Origin of the sequence: Paenibacillus oralis (genome assembly GCF_003863965.1) — a bacterium.
Lineage (GTDB): Bacteria > Bacillota > Bacilli > Paenibacillales > Paenibacillaceae > Fontibacillus > Fontibacillus oralis.
In genome coordinates this window covers 5675824-5693664 of sequence record NZ_RRCN01000001.1, presented here as the reverse complement: position 1 = coordinate 5693664, position 17841 = coordinate 5675824, and the positions used below count along the sequence as shown (strand labels likewise).

The following is a 17841-nucleotide window of genomic DNA, read 5'->3' as shown; positions in this document are numbered from 1 at the left end:
CAAAAACGGTTAGTGTATGCATGGAGAGTATTGAATGTACAGGAGAGGTAGAACCATGTCAAAAACGATTCTGCTTGTTGAAGATAAGCTGCTCTTGCGGGAGATTGTTAAAGATTATTTCCTTAACGAAGGATACGGCGTGCTGGAGGCCGGCGACGGGAAACAGGCGCTGGCGTTGTTCGGGGAGCATAAAGTGGATTTGATCATTCTCGATATCATGCTGCCGGAATTGGACGGCTGGTCGGTGTGCCAGCGGGTCCGCAAGGTGTCGGATGTTCCGATCATCATGCTGACGGCCCGTTCGGACGAGGACGATACCTTGCTCGGCTTCGAGCTGGGCGCGGACGATTATGTCGTCAAGCCGTGCAGCCCGCCTGTGTTGCTGGCGCGGGCCAAACGTTTCCTGGAACCCCGCAGCATTCCCGGACAAGAGAGGAACCTAATGTCGGGCGCCGGGATCACCGTGCACATTCCGTCCCGCTCCGTGACGATCGATGGGACGAGCCGCAGCCTCACATACACGGAATTCGAAATTTTGGCGTATCTCATGAAAAACAAAGGGATGATCGTGACCCGGGAGCAGCTGATGGCGAAAATATGGGGATACGATTTTCCCGGCGACGAACGCACGATCAACAGCCATATGCGCAATTTGCGGGCGAAATTGGGCGAAAAAGCCCAATGCATCGTGACCGTCATCCGCGCCGGGTACAAGTTTGAGGAACAGCCATGTTAAAGGGGATCGTCCTCAAGCTATTTTTGCTGACGACGGCGCTCTGCTTGTTTATGGTGGCGATAATTTTTGCCGTGCAAACCGTGTTTTTCAAACAATTTTATGTGCATCAAAAAGTGTCGGACGTTAAGGCGGACGTTCAAATATTCGAGCAGGATTACATGAAAACGGACGGTGAACCGAAAGCCGTGGCCGAACTGGAGCAGGAATTTTACCGGATGCATAACACCTGGATCGCGGCGTTGGACGAAATGGGCAATTTGCTGTACTCCGCCGATTTTGAGCTGGAGGTGCGGCTGGAACAGGGGGAAGGCGTTCCCGGACTCTCCGGCCAAACGCTGACGATTCCGCTTTACACCGTGGCTAATGTAGAGGATTTTAGTGCCGACAATCCGCTGTATGCTTTCGGCGGAACTTGGGTCCAGGAAGGCCAGTCGATCGCAATCGAGGGCCTGATGATGAAGGGGCGTTTGATTCCGCTGCGGGCGGCTAGGGGCATTTCCAATTTAAGAGAGGAAAATCGCTTGGAAAATACTCTTCTAATCAACAAGGAATACGAGGTTGTCCCTCGTTTCGAGAGTCCGGTGCAATATCATGAAAAGTATCCTTCGGCGCTGGTCCAGGGGACCATCACGAAACTTACGCTCCCTGAAGGAGGCGGCGTCTCCCGCTATACGAACCGTTTGTTTCTGGAGCGGGTCAAAGCTTTTCAGGCGAACCTGATGTACGGAGACTTCGCTCTTAATGGGGAGGGCGAGGTGATGGATTTTGCGGAAAACGACGTGAATTATAAGTTGTTCGTGGAACGTATCCAAGATCGGGAGGGTAAACCGTCTTACATCTTCGCCATGACGTCACTCCAGCCTGTCAGCGAAGCCGCAGCGGTAATGCGGAATTATTATGTTTATATAGTGATCGCCGCATTGCTGCTCGCAGTGCTGGCCTCATTGTATTTTTCCACCCGGATTGCCCGGCCTTTGCTGCGCATCAACCGGACCACGCAAAAAATTGCCCGCCTGGACTTCTCGGAGAAATTGCCGGTGAGCAGCAAGGATGAAGTGGGACAACTGTCCGGCAGCATCAACGAACTGTCCGAGCGGCTCAATTCCCATATCCTGCAGCTGGAGCGGGACATCGAAAAGGAGAAGCAATTGGAGCGCACGCGGAAGGAGTTTATCGCCGGGGTGTCGCATGAGTTGAAAACTCCGCTGAGCGTGATCCAAAGCTGCTTGGCCGCGCTGAAAGACGGGGTGGCCAGCCACAAACGGGATTATTATTTTGCGGCGATGGAAGAAGAGGTAAACCACATGATCGTGTTAACCGCGGATATGCTGGAGCTGGCGAAATACGAGTCGGGCACGTACAAAATGCAGCAGGAACCGTTTGAAATCAGCCAGGCTATTGAGCGGGTTTGCGGCAAGCTGGCCCCGGAGCTGGCGGCCAAGCGGCTGCAGCTGTCAACCCGGTTGGCGCAGGCCGAAGTCGTGGCGAACCGGCACCGCATTGAACAGGTTTTGGTCAATTTCCTGACCAATGCGATTCGTTATACGCCGGAAGGGGAATCCATCCTCATCACGGCTGACGTGGAGGATGATATCGTAAAGGTTAGCGTCGAAAACCGCGTGGCCCATATTCCGGACGAGCAACTGGAAAAAGTGTGGGACCGCTTCTACCGCGGAGAGCCTTCCCGGAATCCGGCGAGCGGCGGAACCGGGCTGGGCCTGGCGATCGCCAAAAAAATCCTGGAGCTGCACGGTTTGCCCTTTGGGGTGACGAATACAGCGGATGGAGTCGTTTTTTACTTTTACTTGCGTAAACAAGCGTAGAACTTCGGTTCTGCGCTTTTTTTAACTTATATTGATTGGGTCTGCACTTGATCTGCATTTCTCTCAACTATCCTATCTACGTGTGGAAGTCACAAAAGAACTGCAGAGGGGAAAGTGAACGAAAATGAGAAAGATGCTGGGCATACTGCTGACCGGGATTGCCGCCTTATCGCTTGCGGCGTGCGAGCAACAAGAAGGAGGATGGGAACCGGTTTCCGCCGGCCCGGCTCCGGCCGGACAAACGCAAGGGGGGATTGCCGCGGGTGCAACGCAAGCAACGTCCGCTTCGCTGTTTCAAAACAGCGTATTTCTGGGGGATTCCATTACGGAAGGCTTATCGTACCATGATGTGCTGGAGGAAGAAAACGTGCTGGCCGGGGCGGGAAAAACGGCGGAATTCGCGATGGAGGATATCGGCGAGTTGGCCCGGAGGAACCCGGAGCATGTGTTTATCCAACTGGGTTCGGATGATATCTTATGGCCGACTGACAACCCGCAGGAATATTCGCTTAAAAATTACGCCGCCTTGATTGAAGCGATCAAGAAAAAGCTCCCGCACGCCGATATCACAGTGCTGTCGGTAACCCCGGTTACGGACGAGGCGCTAGCAAAGGAACCTCGCTACCAAAACATCGGCGACTATAACGAAGGGCTAGAGGAACTGGCCGCTAAGGAGCAAATCATTTTTGCCGATCTGACGCCGGTCCTCACGGACCATCCGGAGCTGTACGATACGGACGGCATTCACTTTAAGCCGGAGTTCTATAGGCTGATGCTGGACGTTTTGAAGGACCGAGTGGAGTAATGGTATTTAGCAGCCTGATTTTCCTGTTTTATTTTCTGCCGGCTGCGATGCTTATCTATTATTTGTCGCCCAAACGGTTGCGAAACGCTGTCCTGCTCGCGGCAAGCCTAGTGTTTTACGCCTGGGGCGAACCGTTATATATCTTTATCATGATCTTTTCGACCGTGTTCGACTATGCCAATGGCTTGCTGATCGAGAAGTACCGGGGGCGTACAGCGCTCGCCCGGGCGATATTTATCGGCTCCATTGCCGGCAATTTAGGGCTGTTGTGCTTCTTCAAATACGCCGGTTTTGCCGTGGACAACCTGAACCAATTATTGCATATCCGCCTGCAGACGGCCGATCTTCCGCTGCCGGTGGGCATCTCCTTCTATACGTTCCAAACGATGTCTTACGTCATCGACGTCTACCGCGGCAAAGTTCCTGTGCAGCGAAATCCGATCGCTTTCGGCGCTTACGTGGCGATGTTCCCGCAGCTAGTGGCCGGCCCGATCGTCAAGTACGGCGATATCGCCCGGCAGCTCATTTCTCGCCGCATGACGCTTGGCCGGTTTGGCGCAGGAGCGGAGTTGTTTATCCGCGGTCTCGCCAAAAAAGTGCTGCTGGCCAACAATATCGGCCTGCTGTGGACGAATGTCAAAACGGCGCCGCCGGGAGAACTGAGCGTGCTTTCCGCCTGGCTCGGGATTACGGCATTTGCCCTGCAAATTTACTTCGACTTCAGCGGGTATTCCGATATGGCTCGCGGTCTCGGGAAAATGTTCGGGTTTGAGTTTATGAAAAATTTCAATTATCCGTATATATCCCGGAGCATTACGGAATTTTGGCGCAGATGGCATATTTCCTTGGGCTCCTGGTTCCGCGAGTATGTCTATATTCCGCTCGGCGGCAATCGGAAGGGCCTCTCGAAGCAGCTGCGCAACCTGCTTACGGTGTGGTTTTTAACCGGGTTATGGCATGGAGCGAGCTGGAATTTCATCGTATGGGGTCTTTATTTCGGCTGTCTGGTTACGTTCGAAAAGCTGTTTTTGCTAAAAGGGCTGCGCCGGCTCCCGCGTTTTGCCGGGCATGTCTATACGCTGGCGGCCGTTATCATCGGCTGGGTGTTTTTCGAATACGAAAACCTGGGGACCGCCGCCCATTTCATCGGGACGATGTTCGGATACGGCGCGCACGGTTTTGCCGATCGTCAGGCGCTTTACGCTCTGTCCGCCTATTCCGTCTGGCTGCTCGTGCTCACGTTATGCGCAACGCCGTTTCCGCGCCTTCTACTGCTGCGTTTCAGGAAAAGACGAGCGCGAGCGGGGGCCGCCGCAGCTTTGGGGACGTACCTGCTGCTGCTGTTTTTATCAACGGCGTATTTGGTCAATGAAACCTATAATCCGTTTTTATATTTTCGTTTTTAGCGTCGGGAAGGGAGGCGGAGAAACCTGAAATGGTATAAACAAGCCATGGCTGTTCTGCTGCTGGCATTTATATGTGCGTTGCCGGTCCTGAACTTTCTCACGCCGGACCGTGAGTTCTCCGCAGCGGAAAACCGGATGCTGGAACCGCGGCCCGATCTTTTGCTGCACCATCTGGCGTCGGGGAAGTTTATGGCCAATTACGAGAAATACGTGTCCGACCAATTTCCTTTTCGGGATTTCTGGGTTGGCGTGAAATCCGATACGGCCCGGGCGATGGGACGCAAAGAAAGCAATGAGGTCTATTGGGGGAAGGACGGCTACCTGATTCAGCAATTCAATCCACCGGCGGAAGGGGAGGTGGAGGAGAACGCGGAGGCGCTCCGTTCGTTTGCCGCTGCGGCGCCAGATCTGCAAACCTACGTCTTGCTTGCGCCTACTTCTTTAACGCTGAACCAAGACAAGCTTCCGGCATTCGCTCCGGCCGGCAACGAACTTGCCTTTTTGGACAAAATGCGGAAATCGCTCGGCCGCTTCATGCGCTTTGTCGACGTTTATCCGGCACTGTACGCCAAACGCCATGAGTATCTTTTTTACAAGACAGATCATCATTGGACGACCTTGGGCGCTTATTACGCTTACCGCGAGTTGTGCAAGCAAATGGGAATGGCCCCTCAAGCGGCGGATGGCTTCGATATCCGGCATGTCGCCGATGAATTTTACGGTTCGCTGTATTCGAAGAGCGGCTTCCGGCATATACCGCCGGATCAAATCGAGCTTTGGCTGCCGAAAGATCAAGAACACTATACCGTAGAATATACCGGCGAGCAGCAGACCGCGGATTCCTTATATGCGCTGGAGAACTTGAGCAAAAAGGACAAGTACGCCGTCTTTATGAACGGCAATCATGCGCTGGTGAAAATAACGTCGGCTCATCCGGCGGGGAAGAAGCTGCTGATCGTCAAAGACTCGTACGCCAATAGCCTAATTCCTTTTTTGACAGGGCATTTTAGCGAGATTTATGTGGTGGACCTGCGGTTTTATGACGGCGATTTGCTTGCGTTGATCCGGGGCCAAGAAATTCATGAGATGCTGGTGCTTTATAGTATCAATACGTTTTTTTCGGATCCATCCATCAAGAACTTATCGGAGATGATTGAATGAATAGATTAGGGCAAAGAAAAAGACCGTATGTGGCCGTTTTGCTGGCGCTCATCGTCTTGATGGGCATTGTGGCGGGATGTGCCGGCAGGGAAGGAGGAGCAGGGAACCTGACGGCGGCCAATGTGGGCGAGCGAATCCGCCAAGCGGCGAACTTGGAGAAGATGAAGCAAGGAGATGCCGAGAAGCTGCAAAAGCTGTATCATATCTCCAGCGAAGACATCGCGGATTTTGTGCTCTACACGGCGTCATCGAATGTGAGAGCGGACGAATTGCTGGTCATCCGGCTTAAGGATGAAGCTCAGGCGGACCGCGTCACGGCGAAAATCGAGGAGAGAATTGCCGCGCAATCCGCCAAATTCAAGGACTATCGTCCGGAGCAATATTACCTGCTCGAAAAGCATGTGCTGAAGACGAATGGCCGGTTTATCCTTTTTGCTGTCTCGGCCGGGGGTGAGCAAATGGAGTGGGCTTTCGACGCGGTGACTGACACCTGAGGACAACAAGGCAAAGGAGAGTGATTCCTTGCACTGCCAGAAGTAACGGTATAAAAGGGCCTTATTTGGGGATATCCGTGACTATAGGAAAAATAAGGGGCTTTTGGGGCCTTATTTTGGGGTGGAGGCGGAAAAAGCAGGGAATTTTATGGTTCCCAAGGAAAATAAGGACATTTTGTTCCTCTATATTTATCAAAAACACACAATTGGCCCAACTAAGGCCCAAAATTACCTTTATTTCGGTGGGTGATCAGGGACCGGGTGGCTGAGACTCGTTTCTGAACCGGCAACAACGGACCTTGTTATAGGGTCCGTTGTTGCCGGTTCATCTGATGGATGTGATCAAAAATGATTCGCGGCACTTCCTCGAGCGAGGACACCGTATGCATGTCCGAATTGCTCTCCTGCTGCAGCTCAACGATGTTATACAGCCATTCATTTGGAATTTTGATGTAAACGGCGTTGATTCCGGCGGATAGGGCGGGCATCACATCCGTGCGCAGACTGTTCCCGATCATCCAGGTGCTGGTCCGGTCGATAACGCGCGAGCGCAAAATTTCCTCCAGTGCTTCCGCGTTTTTGTGCTGGCGGATATAGATGCGGTCTTCAAAAAACTCGGCCAGCTTCATCTGGTCGATCTTCCGCTGTTGAATCGCGGCCTCGCCTCCGGTGTACAACAAGAGTTCATGCCCCTGGCTGCGGAGCAGATTCAGCGTTTCGACCATACCGGGATAAGGCTCGACCGGATATTCGTATACGCTGAGCCCCAGCTTCATCAGCCGCTGTTCTTCTTCCGGCAACGCCTTGCGGTCATAGATGCGGGAAAAGTAGCGGTACGTTTCGACAAGCGACTCCGGAAAATGGGAGCTGGCAAAGCCGATTTGATGCACGCCGGCCACATCGATTTCGATCTGTTTGTCGCGGATTTCCGCGGCGGTGACGGGGCTATCGTTAAACCAATCGGCGAGAAGCTCGGCAAATTGCTCCAGGATCAAATCGAAATATTTATTGCAATAAATCAAAGTATCGTCAAGATCAAAAATAAGGTGCTGACGCTTGGTCCGCGTGTTCACAGCAGGTCACTCCTTTATCCAATCAAACTCTCTCCGCTGCCGCCTGCATTACAAACGGATATAAGACTCCAGGAAAATCTGCAGCTCGGCGGCGCCGTCCGGGCGGATGCTGAACTTCTCGATATCCTGATCGACCAGATGGATGCGCAGCAGTCCGGCCACCCGAAGCCGCATGAGGTCATGCATCAAATCCTCTTTGCTTTCGTTTAAGTCATGCAGCATTTCATAGATCGATTTCGGTTCGTCCGCCACGTAGCGGAGAAGCCGCAGCCGCTCCGGCTTGGCGAGCGCCCGGGTCAGCCGCTTCAGTACGACCGGCGGCTCATCCTCGTCCACTTCCGGGATGTCCAGCGGGTATTGAATGAACAGGACATCGCGGTAGAAGACGTATGTATTGATCGGCCGGAAATGCGTCGACGGCGTCAGAACCACTTGGGAAACCGGCTTTTGCGGCTCCAGCACAAGACCGCCGGAAGCGTATTCGATCAGCGCGTCGGTGTCCATTTTTTCCAGAAGCGCGTTTTTCTCCGCCGCGTCTTCTTCCAGGAGCGGGAGCAGTTGCGGCTGCACGTCACTGAAATAAACCTGGTGCCACGTTTTTAACAAAGGGATATAATTGTCGCGAATCCGCACGATTGTCTCACAAGTCACATCGGGAATATAGGATTTTGTTCTCTGCCATAGCGCATTTACATCGGCTTCGGCCAAATCGTTCAAAAAGGCAAGGACATCATCCGCCGTCCCGCGTTCCAAAATCCAAACGAACAACACGTCGTAATCGGAAAAAGGGAATCCGGCGGCTTCCGCGAACTGTTGTCTGACCTCCGGCTTGAAGCGGTTCTGAATCTCTTCGATCCATTCCGCTCCGACATCGAGATTGTTCACCCATTTTCGCGTCGTATATATCATAAAGCTGCTGAGCAGTTCGTAGACCAGAGAGTAATCTACCTTCACATCATATGCCATGACAAGATACCTCCCAGAAATCTTTGCATACAAATTCATTATGGCTTGTTTGACGGGGGATTGTCTACTATAATGTTTAAGGATTCTTGAACAAATCAGCAAAACGGTGCGTAATCGTCAATTATTATTGGCGATTTTTCTTTTGTTTACAAATATTAAGATGCTGTAATGGATTTTCGTTGGCTTTTCCAATACACTTAAAGGTAGAGAATAAGCTAATGGCACTGTTCAAAAGGAGAATCGGACAATGATCAGAGTGAACCACTTGCACAAATCGGTGGATGGCAATAAGAAAAAAGTGCTTCGCGACATTACCGTCCAGTTTGAAGCCGGGGAAATGATCGGCGTGGTGGGGTCCAGCGGCAGCGGCAAAAGCACCCTGCTGCGCTGTTTGGCGCTGCGGGAGCGCTGGAACCGCGGGAATTATACGTGGGACGGCGACCCGGTCATTAGCGGCGGCGGCGGCGGTTCGCAAAAGTACCGTTCCAAATGCGCTTATCTGGAGCAAAACCCTTCGCTGTTTCCCGAGAAAACGGCGCTTAAAAACGTCCTGATCGGACAAGCCGGGCAAACGCCGCTGCTGCGCCGCCTGACCGGTATGGTGCGTTCGGACGATTATATGGGCGCGATGGACGAGCTGGAGAAGTTCGGCCTGCTGGACAAAGCCCATGTGAAAGCCGGTAAGCTGAGCGGCGGGGAACGCCAGCGCGTGGCCATCTGCCGGGCGCTCGTGCACGGCGCCGGTTTTATCGCGGCGGACGAGCCGGTTGTCGGGCTCGATCCGAAGTCGGCCGAACGCGTATTGGACACGCTGAAGGGGCTTTGCAAAGAGCAGGACAAAATCGTCGTGGCGGCGCTGCCGCTGGACTTGGCCGAACGCTTCTGTACCCGTATCTGGGGCATTCGCGATGGAGAGCTTAAAATCGACGTTTCCGGAAGAAGGCTTCTGCCGGATGAGAAAAGGTTGATCGATTTGGCATGAAAAGAGTGATATGATGTTGGCAAAACGATGGAGCGCCGTTTTTACGGGATTATTTTTGCTTATAGTTTTGAGCGGCTGCAGTTTTATCAGCGACCCGAAATCGCTTATGCAAACGCCGCAGTTGACTTCGGATAAGGCGTCCCTGATCAGCGTCATCAAATCGGAGCTGAAAGGGGGAGAAATCATCTCGCCCCGGGACGTCCGCAACAACAGCTCAATCCGCACCCCCGATCTGAACAATGATGGAGTCAAGGAGGCGGTGGTGTTCTACCAGACGCCGGATGAAGCCGTGCGGATTCACGGCATGATCCTGGAGCGCGAGGGGGATACCTGGGCGCTGAAGGCCCGCTTCGACGGCGAAGGCCAGGTATTGGAGACGTTTGACATCCTGGATTTGAACGGGGACGGGAACCTGGAGATTATCGCCGGCTTTTCCAGAGGGGGAGATGGCGATGAACAGCAAAAGGGATTAACCGTATATTCTTACAATGCCGGGAACGTTGAGAAATTGATGGCTTTGCCGTACGACTATTTCATGGTTGACGATCTCAATCAGGACGGTCAACCGGATATTACGGTGGTGAGTCTGAAGCGCGAGCAGTTCGCCACGGTGACGACTTACCAGTATGCGGACGGGTCCTTTCAGCAGCTCAGCCAGTTGGAGCTGGACGATCCGGTCAGCGAATACTACAACGCGGTGAGCGGGAATATTACGCCGAAACTCAAGGGGGTTATTCTCGACGCGTCCGTGGGGACCCATTCGGCCTTTTCCACCATCATCGTGATGAAGGACGGCCAGCTCGTGAACCTGCTGCCGTCGCAGGATATGACGCTGAAGGGGTATCCGATTTTGAGCGGAGACGTGAATAACGACGGCGTGCTGGAAGTCGGCATGCTTGAGAAGCCGAAGGGCTGGGAGTACATCTCTTTTGATGACATCCCCTGGCTGGTTACCTATTATCAATGGGATGAAAAAGACGGTCTGAAATCCGTGATGCAGCAGTATATGGATATGGCCGGCCGCTTTTATTTCAATTTCCCGAAGGAATGGCGCGGCAATGTGACGATCGACACCAAATCGGATAAAAACGAGCATCTCTGGTTTATCAAAACCGATACGAACGAGGTCGTGGCGGAAATTCGCTTCTTTACGCCTTCCGAATGGGAGAAGAACAAAGCGGATTGGCAGTACCTGGCGCGGGAGCGGGATACTGCTAGAGTGATCGGCTTCCTTAGCCATACGGATTTGAAGGTGAACAAAGGCGAGACGGAAATCAAGCGTTAAGCCGTTTTCGGATAGAGAGGGAGGTATTACCATTGAGCAAGGTATTGATTTTGGAGGATGAAGAATCGATTCGCAGCTTTATCGTCATTAATTTGAAGCGGAACGGTTTCGAGGTGCTGGAAGCGGCGGACGGCCACGAAGCGCTGAGCAAGCTGCAGAGCGTGCCGGATATCGACATCGCGCTGCTCGACGTTATGGTTCCGGGCATCGACGGGTTTGAAGTTTGCCGCCGGATCCGCGAAACCAACGAACGGATCGGGATCATTTTCCTGACCGCCAAAGTGCAGGAACAGGACAAAGTTTACGCCTTGTCCGTCGGGGCTGACGATCACGTCAGCAAACCGTTCAGCCCCACCGAACTGATCGCGCGGATTCATTCGCTGCTGCGCCGGGTCAATGTGTACCGGGAGAGCAGCGCCAAAGTGATGTTTACGTCGGGGCCGTTCACGCTGGACCTGATTTCCAAGCAGTTTAAGAAAAACGGGCAGTTGATCGAGCTGACGCCTACGGAATTTTCGCTCATTCAATATTTTCTCGAGAAGGAGAACATGCCGCTGAGCCGGGATGCCTTGCTTGACCACGTCTGGGGCAAGGAATACATGGGCGATCCGAAAATCGTGGACGTGAACATCCGCAGGCTGCGGCAAAAAATCGAGAGCAATCCATCAGAACCGGCTTTCCTGCAGACCGTGTGGGGGCACGGTTATAAGTGGAAAGGCGAGGGACAATGATCAAGAAAGGGATCGGAAGGCAAATTGTTCTGCATTATTTTATCGTCGTATTCGTGACGCTGTTTATGGTGGAGATTATATTTACGCTGACCATCCGAACGTATTACTACGATACGATTTATAATCATATGTACACCCATTCCATATGGGCATCGGACTATTTCCAGAAATTCGCGCGCTCGAACTCCGAACGCGACCCGGATTATTTTACCGAGATGCTGCGTTCCTTCGAGCTGGACAATACGGAATTGATGATTTTGGACCGGAACGGCGAAGTCAAAGCGAGCACGAATGCCTTCCAGGCCGACAAAGCGATTCAGACGGGCGATGTCCCGGTAGCGTTGGCCGGCGGCGTAGGGAAATGGGTCGGCCGGCAGCCGAGCACCGGCGAGCTGGTGATGGCGGTCTCCCGCCCGCTGCAGATTCAGGGCCAGACGCAGTATATTGCCCGATTCGTGACGTCGCTGGAGAGGGTCAATTCCAAACTGCTGAATTTGACCTTTCTCTCCATTGCGGTGGCTGCCGCCGTGCTTGCGATCGTGACACTGTTTAGCATCGGACTCGCCAACTCGATCGTTAAGCCCATTAACAATATTCGCGACGTGTCCGCGCAGATGGCCCGGGGCAAATTCGACGCGCGGATCAGGGGCAACTACAAATACGAACTGGGCGAACTCGCGGCAACGCTCAATTATATGGCGGAAGAAATCGTGCGCAGCAATCAGATCAAGGATGAGTTTATTTCTTCGATCTCGCATGAGCTTAGGACGCCTCTGACCGGCATTAAAGGGTGGAGCGAGACGCTCACGTCCGGGGGGTTCGATCCCGAGGAAACGAAGCTTGGCATGGGAATCATCGCCAAGGAGACCAACCGGTTAATCGGGCTCGTCGAGGAAATTCTCGACTTCTCCAAGCTGCAGCAAAACGAAATGAAACTGGTCATCGGCCAGGTCAATTTGAAAGAGCTGATTCAGGAAACGATGCTGAACGTATGGGCCAAAGCGGAGCAGAAACAAATCCAGCTGAAGCTGGAGGACCGTACCGAGCAGCCCGTCATCGTCAGCGGGGACGGCAATCGCTTGAAGCAAGTATTCCTGAATGTCGTCGACAATGCGATCAAATTTTCCCACGAGCAGAGCTGGATTCATCTGGTAATCAGCCTGAAGGAGGATGGCCGGGCGATGGTGGAAGTGGCCGATACCGGGATCGGTATCAGCGAGGAGTATTTGCACAAAGTGAAGGATCGCTTCTTCCAGGTCAATCACCAGGGAGGCGGGACCGGGCTTGGCCTGGCCATCAGCCAGCAGATCGTGGAGCTGCACCATGGGGAGATGGGAATCCACAGCGAGCTTGGCGTCGGTACGACCGTGACGGTGACGCTTCCCGTCGCGGAAGACGCGGAGTTGCCTGACGCTTCCGCGTCCGCCGCGCCGCAAGGCGACTCGTCTTCCGGCAGCGAGAATGCTGGACGTCTCGACCCGGAAAAGGATGATCAAGCTTAGGCGACAAAGAGAGATAAAACATAAAAGGGGCATCCCCGCAAGTTCACTTTCGTGATCTCTGCGGGGACAGCCCCTTTTTTCATGACGCACTTGCTTTCAAAAGTCCGTCAGGACAGCAAGCCTTCCGCCCGCAACCGGGCCGTATTTTCGTAAACCTCCTGCAGCAGCCTGGATGGCTGAGGCAGGACAACGGGTTTCGCCGATACGGTTTCAAAGGGCCCGATCACCGCGATTTCCGGCGAATTTCCCTTCACGGCCGCACCATCCTTGATAATGGCGCCTTCGCCGATAATAGCCCGCTCAATCATCACGTTTCGTCCGATTTTTACGCCGGGCATGATGACACTGTCCTTAATTCGGGTATTCCGTCCGATTTCTGTTCCCCCGAAAATGACCGAACGTTCCGCGTTGCCTTCCATCAGGCAGCCATTGTGGATTAATGTTCCGTACGGATTGCTCCGTTTTTTTGCCGGAGTAGAGCTTCCCGGCAGTTCCCTCGTGTACATCGGCCAGTTGGCGTTATGGAGCTTCCAATCCGAGTTTTCCTCCAGCAAATCCATATGGGCTTCCCACAAGCTGTGGACGGTCCCCACATCCCGCCAGTATCCCTGAAATTCGTAAGCATGCAGCGGATCGGTGCCGGCGAGCATTTTCGGAATCAGATCCTTCCCGAAGTCATGGCTGGAAACGGAATCTTCGGCATCCTCCAGCAAATGCCGCTTCAAAAACTCCCAGTTAAACAAATAAATGCCCATCGAGGCCAGGTTGCTTCTCGGCTGCTTCGGCTTCTCGGCGAATTCGGTAATACGGTGGCGTTTGTCTTTGGACATAATGCCAAAGCGATGCGCCTCTTCCCAAGGAACCGTCATAACGGAGATGGTGGCCTTGGCCCCATGGCTTAAATGAAAATCCAGCATCTGGCGGTAGTCCATATGGTAAATATGATCCCCCGAGAGAATGAGGACATGTTCCGGACCATACCCATCCACGAACGCAATGTTTTTATAAATGGCGTCCGCCGTTCCCGCATATTCCGCCGCCCCGGCTTTGGAGGACGGGAGCAGGGAAATTCCGCCGCCATCCGATCGCGGGAGCATCCAGGGGCCGCCTTCCCCGATATGCTCATGCAGCGACTCCGCTTCGTATTGAGTCAGTACCCCGATCGTATCGATGCCTGAATTAACGCAATTGCTGAGAGGAAAATCGATAATCCGGTAATGCCCGCCAAACGGCACGGCCGGTTTTGCCTGCTTAGCGGTTAACGGGGATAATCTTCGTCCTTCCCCTCCCGCGAGCAGCATCGCAATACAGTCCTTTTTCCTCATTTCGTTTCCCTCCCGTATGTTTTTAACCGTGTAGTACATACATTAAAGGATATAATGTAGTTGAGATAAATTATGGAAATAGAAAGAAAATATTACATGAATTTTTGGAAAAAACTCATAATTTTTCTTTATCGGGAGTATGCCTAGTTTCGTCCGCAAAATGTGAATGGTGGTGATGTTATGTCTGAACCGTCCTGTCGTGAGGCCGTTTCAAAAACCGATGTGTATCTGTTCCATGAGGGCACCTTGTACCAAAGTTATCGCACGTTTGGCGCTCATCTCACCGAAGAGAACGGCCGGGCCGGGGTTCGTTTTACCGTATGGGCTCCCAATGCATGTCAAGTCGCCATCGTTTCGGATTGGAACGGATGGAAAGGAGACCGCGATGTACTATATAAGATACCCGATTCGGGAATTTGGACTCGTTTTTTTCCGGGAATCGCGGATGGAACATTTTACAAATTGGCGATAACGGCAGCGGACGGCACGACGTTTCTGAAGGCGGACCCTTACGCGTTTCATGCGGAAGTCCGGCCCTGTACGGCTTCTGTCGTCACCAGTCTGGACGGGTATGAGTGGGGTGATGCGTCATGGACGGAAAGCAGAAAGTCCCCTTACCAAACGCCGATCAGCATTTACGAGGTCCATTTCGGAACATGGCGGCAAGGGGAGGCGGGCCGGTTTTACACCTACCGGGAAATGGCCGATCTCCTGATTCCGTACGTAAAGGAAATGGGCTACACCCATATAGAGATTATGCCGCTCGCCGAGCATCCATACGATTTATCGTGGGGGTATCAGGCGACCGGTTATTTTGCCCCGACCAGCCGCTACGGGAAACCGCTGGATTTGATGTATTTCGTGGATCGCTGCCACCAGGCGGGCATCGGCGTCTTGCTCGACTGGGTACCGGGGCATTTTGCCAAAGACGCGCACGGCCTGCGGCGGTTCGACGGAACGCCCCAGTTTGAATACGGCGATCCCGCCAAAGCGGAGAAACCGGGGTGGGGGACGCTCAGCTTCGATTTCGGCAAGCCGGAGGTACGGTCGTTTTTGATCTCGAGCGCGCTGTATTGGCTGGAGATGTTTCATTTTGACGGACTGCGGGTAGATGCGGTGACCAGCATGCTAAGGCTCGATTTTGAAAAAAGCGATGCCCCGCGCAACGAGTACGGCGGCACGGAAAATTTGGAGGCGATCGCGTTTTTGCGGCAGCTGAATTCGGTCGTATTCCGCTATTTCCCGCACGCGCTGATGATGGCCGAAGAGTCCAGCGCCTGGCCGATGGTCACGGCTCCCGCCCATGACGGGGGGCTCGGCTTCAACTATAAATGGAACATGGGCTGGATGAACGATACGCTGGATTACGTCGAGACGCCGTTTGCGGACCGTCCCGAACGCCATCATCTGCTGACGTTTCCGGTGTGGTACGCCTATTCCGAAAATTTCGCGTTGCCTTTATCTCATGATGAGGTCGTGCACGGAAAAAAATCGCTGCTGGACAAAATGCCGGGCGCCTATGAACAAAAATTTGCCGGGCTTCGCCTGCTGCTTGGGTATCAGTTCACTTTTCCAGGGAAAAAACTGATATTTATGGGCGGTGAATTCGGCCAATTTATCGAATGGCGCGATCAAGCCGAGCTCGACTGGCTTTTGCTCGATTACGAAGCCCACCGCCAGCTGCGCGGGTACAGCTCCGCCCTTAACCGGTTTTATTTGCGGGAACCGGCGTTGTGGCAGCTTGATCACGAACCGGAAGGGTATCAATGGATTAACCCGCATGATGCCGGGCAAAGCGTCATAAGTTATATGCGCAAAGGCAAACGGAAAGAGAATCAGCTGCTCGTATTGCTTAATTTTCAGCCGGAGGGGCGGCCCGTATACCGTGTCGGCATACCGCTGCCGGGGCGATACGAGCTTGTATTCAACAGCGATGACGCCGGCTTTGGCGGCTCCGGTTATCCGCTGAACCTGACGGCGGCCAGCGAACGGTCGCCCTGGCATGAACAGCCCTACAGCTTAGTCCTTTCGCTGCCTCCGCTCAGCATGACCGTGTGGAAGCGGAAGGTTTCGCCCAAACCGAAAAGGAGGGGAAGACGTTGAACATATGCTTTGCCGCCGCCGAAGCGGCCCCTTTTATAAAAACGGGAGGTCTGGCCGACGTGATCGGAGCGCTGCCCAAAGCTTTAACCGCCGCCGGGCATGACGTACGGGTCGTGCTGCCGAAATATCGGGACATCCCTGCGGAGTATAAAGAGCGCATGAAGCATCTTGGAGCGTTGGAGGTGCCCGTCGGTTGGCGCCGCCAGTACGGAGGGGTGGAAGCTCTGAATTGGGAAGGCGTGCCCGTTTATTTTATCGACAACGAATATTACTTTGGCCGGGAAGGCGTCTATGGCCATTGGGACGATGGCGAGCGTTTCGCCTTTTTGAACCGGGCGGTGCTGGAAATTCTGCCGCTGATCGGATTTGCGCCCGACATCATTCACTGCCATGACTGGCACACGGCGATGGTGCCGCTGCTGCTGCGGGAACATTATAAAGACAGCCTGTTCCACAAAGGCATCCGTACGGTATACACCGTTCACAATTTGCTGTACCAGGGGATATTTCCGCCGGAGGTGCTTGGCGATTTGCTTGACCTACCGCAGTCCTACCTGCATGCGGACGCCGTGGAATACTTCGGCAACGTCAGCTTTATGAAGGCCGGGCTCGTGTTTGCCGATCATGTGACGACGGTTAGCCCGACCTACGCCGAAGAGATTAAAACGGAGCATTACGGCTACGGCATGGACGGCCTGCTGCGCTCGCTGGGAAGCCGGCTGTCCGGCATCGTGAACGGGATCGACACGAGCGTCTACAATCCCGAAACCGATCTGGAGCTGTTTGCCCGTTACCGCAACAACCTGTCGCAAAAGCAGGCCAACAAGCCCGTGCTTCAACAGGAGCTTGGCCTGAACGTGGCGCCGCATATTCCCCTTGTCTCGATGGTGACCCGGCTGGTGGAGCCGAAGGGACTCGATCTCATCATACGGGTTCTGGACGAATGGCTGGAAAGGGATGAGGTACAGTTTGCCCTGCTGGGCACGGGGGATAAAGGATACGAGGATTGGTTCCGGGAAGCCGCACACAGGCATCCCGGAAAAATTTCCGCGCAGATCAAATTCAGCGACGCGCTGGCGCGCCGCATCTACGCCGGCAGCGATTTGTTTCTCATGCCTTCGCGGTTTGAGCCCTGCGGCATCAGCCAACTTCTCGCGCTTAGGTACGGGGCAGTACCCGTCGTGCGGGAAACGGGCGGGTTAAACGATACGGTGCGGGCTTACAACGAATTTTCCGGCGAAGGGAACGGGTTTACGTTCCGCAACTACAACGCGCACGATATGCTGTATACGCTGCGCAGGGCGGCGGCCTTTTACCGCGATCCGGAGCGCTGGAGCCAAATCGCCGCGAACGCGTTCGCCGGGGATTACAGCTGGAGCGCTTCGGCCGCCCGCTACGCCGATATTTACCGGCAGATAAAGGCGAATGATTAAGCCAACTGCTTTTTTC

Annotated in this window: 15 protein-coding genes; 12 read left to right on the top strand and 3 right to left on the bottom strand. The window is 53.8% G+C overall.

Annotation, left to right across the window (positions count from 1 at the left end; translation table 11 throughout):
* The first annotated feature begins 55 nt into the window (after positions 1–55).
* The 6 genes from EHV15_RS25450 to EHV15_RS25425 all read left to right on the top strand — a co-directional run bounded on the left by EHV15_RS25450 (position 56) and on the right by EHV15_RS25425 (position 6425).
* Positions 56–736, top strand: coding sequence for a response regulator transcription factor (locus EHV15_RS25450; RefSeq protein ID WP_128633694.1), 681 nt, complete (start codon positions 56–58; stop codon positions 734–736).
* Positions 730–2559: a sensor histidine kinase gene (locus EHV15_RS25445; protein WP_128633693.1), complete on the top strand. Its 1830-nt coding sequence runs from the start codon at positions 730–732 to the stop codon at positions 2557–2559. The genes EHV15_RS25450 and EHV15_RS25445 overlap by 7 nt, the downstream gene beginning before the upstream one ends.
* A 124-nt stretch (positions 2560–2683) precedes the next feature.
* Positions 2684–3364: a GDSL-type esterase/lipase family protein gene (locus EHV15_RS25440; protein WP_128633692.1), complete on the top strand. Its 681-nt coding sequence runs from the start codon at positions 2684–2686 to the stop codon at positions 3362–3364.
* Positions 3364–4770 (top strand): MBOAT family O-acyltransferase, encoded by a 1407-nt coding sequence (locus tag EHV15_RS25435; RefSeq protein WP_128633691.1) that lies wholly within the window; start codon positions 3364–3366, stop codon positions 4768–4770. The genes EHV15_RS25440 and EHV15_RS25435 overlap by 1 nt, the downstream gene beginning before the upstream one ends.
* 45 nt (positions 4771–4815) lie before the next feature.
* Positions 4816–5931 (top strand): DHHW family protein, encoded by a 1116-nt coding sequence (locus EHV15_RS25430; protein WP_128633690.1) that lies wholly within the window; start codon positions 4816–4818, stop codon positions 5929–5931.
* Positions 5928–6425 (top strand): DUF4358 domain-containing protein, encoded by a 498-nt coding sequence (locus EHV15_RS25425; protein ID WP_128633689.1) that lies wholly within the window; start codon positions 5928–5930, stop codon positions 6423–6425. Before EHV15_RS25430 ends, EHV15_RS25425 begins: the two co-directional genes overlap by 4 nt.
* A 302-nt stretch (positions 6426–6727) precedes the next feature.
* Here the strand turns inward: EHV15_RS25425 and EHV15_RS25420 are convergent, their stop codons facing one another.
* Positions 6728–7498 (bottom strand): HAD family hydrolase, encoded by a 771-nt coding sequence (locus tag EHV15_RS25420; protein WP_128633688.1) that lies wholly within the window; start codon positions 7496–7498, stop codon positions 6728–6730.
* 48 nt (positions 7499–7546) lie between these two features.
* Positions 7547–8464: an ArsR family transcriptional regulator gene (locus EHV15_RS25415; protein ID WP_128633687.1), complete on the bottom strand. Its 918-nt coding sequence runs from the start codon at positions 8462–8464 to the stop codon at positions 7547–7549.
* A gap of 247 nt (positions 8465–8711) precedes the next feature.
* On the opposite strand from EHV15_RS25415, the gene EHV15_RS25410 reads away from it, so the two are divergent.
* The 4 genes from EHV15_RS25410 to EHV15_RS25395 are packed head-to-tail and all read left to right on the top strand — an operon-like array spanning position 8712 to position 12964.
* Positions 8712–9446, top strand: coding sequence for a phosphonate ABC transporter ATP-binding protein (locus tag EHV15_RS25410; RefSeq protein ID WP_128633686.1), 735 nt, complete (start codon positions 8712–8714; stop codon positions 9444–9446).
* A 55-nt stretch (positions 9447–9501) separates the two neighbouring features.
* A complete protein-coding gene (locus tag EHV15_RS25405) occupies positions 9502–10731 on the top strand; it encodes a hypothetical protein (RefSeq protein WP_246061777.1) in 1230 nt (409 codons plus the stop codon).
* A gap of 32 nt (positions 10732–10763) precedes the next feature.
* On the top strand, positions 10764–11462 hold the full coding sequence (locus EHV15_RS25400) for a response regulator transcription factor (RefSeq protein ID WP_128633684.1): 699 nt from the start codon (positions 10764–10766) through the stop codon (positions 11460–11462).
* A complete protein-coding gene (locus EHV15_RS25395; RefSeq protein ID WP_128633683.1) occupies positions 11459–12964 on the top strand; it encodes a sensor histidine kinase in 1506 nt (501 codons plus the stop codon). The genes EHV15_RS25400 and EHV15_RS25395 overlap by 4 nt, the downstream gene beginning before the upstream one ends.
* 107 nt (positions 12965–13071) lie before the next feature.
* Here the strand turns inward: EHV15_RS25395 and EHV15_RS25390 are convergent, their stop codons facing one another.
* Positions 13072–14289 carry a glucose-1-phosphate adenylyltransferase gene (locus tag EHV15_RS25390; protein ID WP_128633682.1) on the bottom strand — a complete coding sequence of 406 codons (1218 nt, stop codon included), beginning with the start codon at positions 14287–14289 and terminating at the stop codon, positions 13072–13074.
* 180 nt (positions 14290–14469) lie between these two features.
* Between EHV15_RS25390 and glgB the strand changes: the two genes are divergently transcribed.
* Both glgB and glgA read left to right on the top strand, forming a co-directional pair.
* A complete protein-coding gene (glgB, locus tag EHV15_RS25385) occupies positions 14470–16392 on the top strand; it encodes a 1,4-alpha-glucan branching protein GlgB (RefSeq protein WP_128633681.1) in 1923 nt (640 codons plus the stop codon).
* Complete coding sequence (gene glgA, locus EHV15_RS25380; protein ID WP_128633680.1) at positions 16389–17825, top strand: glycogen synthase GlgA; 1437 nt, start codon at positions 16389–16391, stop codon at positions 17823–17825. The genes glgB and glgA overlap by 4 nt, the downstream gene beginning before the upstream one ends.
* Positions 17826–17841: the final 16 nt, after the last annotated feature.